Source organism: Thermogutta sp. (genome assembly GCF_014359955.1).
Lineage (GTDB): Bacteria > Planctomycetota > Planctomycetia > Pirellulales > Thermoguttaceae > Thermogutta.
On sequence record NZ_JACIYL010000493.1, the window covers coordinates 1 to 3317 of the forward strand.

A 3317-nucleotide genomic window follows, 5' to 3' on the forward strand; every position below is an offset into this window, starting at 1 on the left:
GCGAACCATTTTGGTGAAGTTGTCGCTGCCCATCGCCAGTTGCTGGCTTCCCCCGACGGTGCCTGTGCCGATGCCCAGTACCGAAGTCTTCAGACCGGTTCGTCCCAGGGTGATGCGATCCACCCCGCTTTTAATGTCGGGCATGTGCGGGTGGCCGAACGTCCAGCGACCCGCCAAAGCAGCGCTCCCCGCTGCCGCCATCCCCGCCAAAAACGCTCGTCGCGAAACGTTCATCATAGTCCGGACCTCCTCGCTTCTATAAGTCAGCAAAAAGTCCCGCGTTCAGCTTGGACAAATCACTCCACAAGCGCCAGTTTATACCCGACCGCAGGGTCAGGACGCGCTCCATTGTACCGCAGGGCCAACCGGAATCCAGCAACAGGATTTTCGCATTGTCATTCCATTAATCAATGGCGATTGAATTTGTGATGTTTGAAAAATCGTCAAAGTTTGACATGAAGAGAGCCGATAACGAGGGCTAGCTTGAGGTGTGCAGACAAGTTGTGCACACAGACGAGAAAGAGAGTCACGTCATATGGTAAAAAGTACGGCAAACTGGCGGCAGATTGCGAAAGATCTCATCCGCAGTTTTGGGCTCGAGGTCCGTCGTATTCCACGTTTTGCGGCCGGTCGTACACCCGTGGAGGAGATTCTTCCCTATGCCGATTACGCGCCATGGTTGCGCGATGAGGGGTTCCTGACGGTTTACGAGAAGATCCGCAATAATACGCTCGTGGACCGGTACCGGTGCTGGGAACTGTGGACGCTGGTGCCGGAAGTTTGCTCGGTTCCGGGAATACTCCTGGAAGTCGGAGTCTGGAGAGGTGGGACGGGCGTTCTTCTGGCCTATCGGGCCCAGCAGTTGGGGATGGATTCCCCAATTTACCTGTGTGACACGTTCAGGGGTGTCGTGAAGGCCTCACAGAACGATCCCTTCTATAAAGGCGGGGAGCACGCAGATGCCTCCCCTGAAATCGTCGAGGATCTTGCCGAGAGGTTAGGGGTAGCCGGTATCAAGATTCTCCCGGGGATTTTCCCGGATGAAACTGGCCCTCTCCTCCCGCCTGAACCCATTCGGTTGTGTCATATTGATGTGGACACTCACGCCTCCGCAGCGGATTGTTTTCGGTGGGTCTGGCCGAGGCTCTCACCCGGCGGGATTGTCGTCTTCGATGATTATGGGTTCAGCCAGTGTTCAGGGCTGGCCTCTTTCGTGGATGGTCTGCGCGGCCAGCCAGGCCGGGTCGTTGTGCACAACCTCAACGGTCACGCGCTGGTGATCAAGACGGGGGAGTGAGAGCGGCTTTCTTGTCGTGAAAATCAACCCGGGTCGCTGGTCCAAAAGCGCAACATAGAGACGGCGCATGAAAAAAGCAGGAGCAATCTCAAATCCGCTCCTGCCAGTCAATGGTTGTCGATTGAAATCGCGTCCCGCCTGGTGTGATGGGACCGCTCCGTAAAAGCCGCCGAAGAGGCTTCTCACCAGAGGGGCGAGCCGGCGGCCTGAAGCGCGGCCTTGGCTTGCTCGACGACCCGGTCGAATCCTTCGGGATCGTTGACGGCCATTTCGGCAAGACTCTTGCGATCCAATTCGATTCCCGCTTTTTTCAGCCCGTCGATGAATCGGCTGTAGAGCATCCCACGCTGGCGAACAGCCGCACTGATGCGGGTAATCCACAAGCGGCGGAATTCGCGCTTGCGAACCCGGCGGTCACGATAGGCATAGACCCCCGCCCGGATCAGCGTCTCCTTAACCGTCCGCAGGAGCCGCCGGCGTCCGCCGACAAAACCTTTTGCTCGACGAAAGAGCTTTTTTACACGACGTCTGCGCGTTGCACTCGTTTTGGTTCGCATGGTAGGACTCCCTTAGCGAGCGGGAACGAGGCCCCTTCAGTGTCCTGAAGGCGTTTGACCCTGCCCGTCCCGCAGTATTCCGACCAACACCCGCGGATTCCACTCATCAAAGGCACCAGTCTGCACGGACGGTCACCCAATTGGCGACGGCGCCCATCATGTGCGAATGAGCGGAATGATCCGCTTGGCCTCCACTTTGGAAAGGACATCCGTACCCCGAAGCTGCCGACGCCGCTTTTTGGACTTCCGCGTCGCCAGGTGGCTCGTCCCGGCACTTCGGTGCTTCACCTTTCCTGTGGCCGTGATTTTAAACCGTTTTGCCGCAGCCTTTTTTGTCTTTTGCTTGGGCATGGAATAAAAACAACCTTCTTTCCAGACGTCAAACCAAAACTCTACCCTGCTGGGATGGCGCCGCCCCAGTGGGGTTGGTCGCCTGGCAGGGCAAGCCGGCAATAGTCGTAGGGAAAACACCCATTTTACCCGGGGCGGGACGGCGCGTGAAGCGGGCATGGCGCTGACAGATCCCCGTTCCCCATTTTCACAAATCCCTACCATATCCCACCGGGACAATTCGTTGTAGGGGCAATTCATGAATTGCCCCTACCGTCTCACCAGCAATTGAACCAAAGAATTGGAGCCGGACCAGTGAAATCGATAATCCAAGCTGGAAAAGCGGACCTGACAGGCGGGTCCCTCCGGGTTGAATCTCGCTCCCATCCGGACTCTTGTGGCGGTCCGCGTCCCAGTGGGCAAAGGAGATTGAGTCAGGGCATGGCGGAGGGAAGGCACGTGCTATAACGCGGGGCGGTGTCCCTGCCTGAAGACATTTGGTGATAATGCCAGGTTTATCCGCCTTGTTGTGAATCAGAAGGCCCCTGCGGTTGAACCTGCCCGATCGAGGCGGGCTATTGGCAGACAAAAACAGGCCCAGTGGGTCTGGCATACGCTCGGCTGCGGGGAGGCGGACGGTCGAGGTCTGCTTCAGACCATGGGCCTCAAGTCAGTATATCCGTCGCTGCCAGAAAAATCTAGCTCAGCGATCTCGTGATTTGATTATTGCATCGCCCCTGTAAGAGTTCGATCACCCGTCGGGTAAATCTCTTTCCAGTGCAGGATCTCTTTCGGGTGGAGGCAAAAGGCACTTTTGCGATTGCCATGCTGATGTTTTTCGGCGGCCATCACCGCATTGTCCAACGGTCCCCGGATCGCTGCGCGGGTCCAGAATTGCCTTTTATGCAAAGAATGCGGGTGTTCCCCCTTTCGGACGAAATAGGGGCACGGCGATAACGCTTCCGGTACCCTGAACGGTGGTCTACATTTCAGTATCACAGAACTGAGCATGGCATGGGAGCGATTTGGCGGAAGTATGTTCCACGCGAAATCGGACTCCAGGCATCGGTCAAGCGTTTTTGGCTTCCCAAAATTGTTTTGCCGGAAGGGTTGGTGTCCGGAACGAAGCTCAC

General features: G+C 57.0%; 4 protein-coding genes. 1 reads left to right on the forward strand and 3 read right to left on the reverse strand.

From position 1 onward, the window contains the following. Nucleotides 1–237, reverse strand: a 237-nt coding sequence (locus H5U08_RS13445) for a hypothetical protein (protein ID WP_297034009.1), incomplete at its 3' end; no start/stop codon positions are given. A gap of 298 nt (nucleotides 238–535) precedes the next feature. On the opposite strand from H5U08_RS13445, the gene H5U08_RS13450 reads away from it, so the two are divergent. After that, nucleotides 536–1297, forward strand: coding sequence for a TylF/MycF/NovP-related O-methyltransferase (locus tag H5U08_RS13450; RefSeq protein ID WP_297034013.1), 762 nt, complete (start codon nucleotides 536–538; stop codon nucleotides 1295–1297). Nucleotides 1298–1479: 182 nt separating this feature from the next. On the opposite strand, the gene rplT is transcribed toward H5U08_RS13450, so the two are convergent. Both rplT and rpmI read right to left on the reverse strand, forming a co-directional pair. Beyond that, the gene (gene rplT, locus H5U08_RS13455; protein WP_297034016.1) at nucleotides 1480–1854 is read right to left on the reverse strand and encodes a 50S ribosomal protein L20; all 375 of its coding nucleotides are present in this window, start codon (nucleotides 1852–1854) and stop codon (nucleotides 1480–1482) included. 156 nt (nucleotides 1855–2010) lie between these two features. After that, nucleotides 2011–2205, reverse strand: coding sequence for a 50S ribosomal protein L35 (gene rpmI / locus H5U08_RS13460; protein WP_297034019.1), 195 nt, complete (start codon nucleotides 2203–2205; stop codon nucleotides 2011–2013). Nucleotides 2206–3317 lie beyond the last annotated feature (1112 nt).

Coding starts and splice junctions, on each gene's coding strand:
- H5U08_RS13450 (WP_297034013.1), top strand. CDS start 536: ATGGTAAAAAGTACGGCAAACTGGCGGCAGATTGCGAAAGATCTCATC.
- rplT (WP_297034016.1), bottom strand. CDS start 1,854: ATGCGAACCAAAACGAGTGCAACGCGCAGACGTCGTGTAAAAAAGCTC.
- rpmI (WP_297034019.1), bottom strand. CDS start 2,205: ATGCCCAAGCAAAAGACAAAAAAGGCTGCGGCAAAACGGTTTAAAATC.